The sequence below is a fragment of the Actinoplanes sp. NPDC051411 genome, from assembly GCF_040682075.1.
In the GTDB taxonomy this organism is placed as follows: Bacteria; Actinomycetota; Actinomycetes; order Mycobacteriales; family Micromonosporaceae; genus Actinoplanes.
The window spans coordinates 1-1,435 of sequence record NZ_JBFBAD010000218.1 but is presented as its reverse complement, the minus strand read 5'-3'; the positions used below and the strand labels follow the sequence as shown (position 1 = coordinate 1,435).

General features: G+C 64.6%; 1 protein-coding gene. It reads left to right on the top strand.

Annotated features, from left to right (window positions below):
• Nucleotides 1-93 precede the first annotated feature (93 nt).
• Nucleotides 94-1,407 (top strand): extracellular solute-binding protein, encoded by a 1,314-nt coding sequence (locus AB0M88_RS51240; RefSeq protein ID WP_364115292.1) that lies wholly within the window; start codon nt 94-96, stop codon nt 1,405-1,407.
• Nucleotides 1,408-1,435: the final 28 nt, after the last annotated feature.

Below are 1,435 nucleotides of genomic sequence, written 5' to 3'. Positions count from 1 at the left end.
GGGGGCTTCACTCCCTCCCCCGTAAGCCCCGGGGCGGTCCGGTTCCCCCGAGGCGCGGTGCCTGCCCTTCCACGAACCCTCCCGGAGGACGGCATGTTTCGATCACGAGCCGGCGTCGCTGCCGGAGCTTTGTTCCTGGTTTCCTCGCTGGCGCTGACCGCATGCGGCGGTTCCGGATCCAGCGGCGGCGACGACGGCAAGGACGCCAAGACTCTCACCCTCTGGCACTACGAGGGTCCGACCAGCGCCATGGGCATCGCCTGGAACAAGGCGATCGAGGAGTTCAAGACCAGCCACCCCGGCGTGACGGTGAAGTTCGAGGAGAAGTCCTTCGAGCAGATCCAGCAGAACGCGCAGATGATCCTCAACTCGGACAGCGCGCCGGACATCATGGAATACAACAAGGGCAACGCCACCGCCGGCCTGCTGGCCAAGCAGGGCCTGCTCACCGACCTGTCGGACCAGGTCACCAAGTTCGGCTGGGACAAGAAGCTGAGCCCGAGCCTGCAGACCACCGACCGCTACGACGACCAGGGCATCATGGGGTCGGGCAAGTGGTACGGCGTCTCGAACTACGGCGAGTACGTCGAGATGTACTACAACAAGGACCTGTTCAAGAAGTACAACCTGCAGGTCCCGGCCACGTACGACGACCTGGTCAAGGTGATGGACGCCTTCAAGTCCAGGGGCGTCACCCCGTTGAGCGTCGGCGGCGCGGAATACCCGGCCCAGCAGATCTTCTACGAGCTGGCGCTGTCCAAGGCGAACCGCCAGTGGGTCAACAACTACGAGCTCTACCAGAACAAGGTGGACTTCCACGGGCCGGAGCTGACCTACGGCGCGCAGACGTTCGCCGACTGGGTGAGCAAGGGCTACATCGCCAAGAACTCGGCCGGCATCAAGGCCGAGGACATGGGCGTCGCGTTCGAGCAGGGCAAGTTCCCGATGATGTTCTCGGGCTCGTGGTGGTACGGCCGCTTCCAGAGCGAGGTCAAGAACTTCGACTGGGGCACCTTCCTCTTCCCGGGTAACACGATGCACCCGGGCTCGGGCGGCAACCTCTGGGTCGTCCCGTCCAAGAGCAAGGCCAAGAGCCTGGCCTACGACTTCATCAACATCACGATGCAGCCGGACATCCAGAACCTGATGGGCAACAGCGGCGGCCTGCCGGTGGCGGCCGACCCGAACGCGATCACGGACCCGAAGTCGAAGGAACTGATCGACAACTTCAACAAGGTGTCCACGTCCGACGGTCTCGCGTTCTACCCGGACTGGCCGGCCCCCGGCTACTACGACACGCTCGTCGCCGGCGTACAGGGCCTGATCAACGGGTCGAAGACCCCGGCCGCGTTCCTCGACGAGATCGCCAAGCCGTACAACGAGAACCTGTCCGACATCGGCAAGTAGGTGCGGGGTGGCGGGCCGCGAGGCCCGC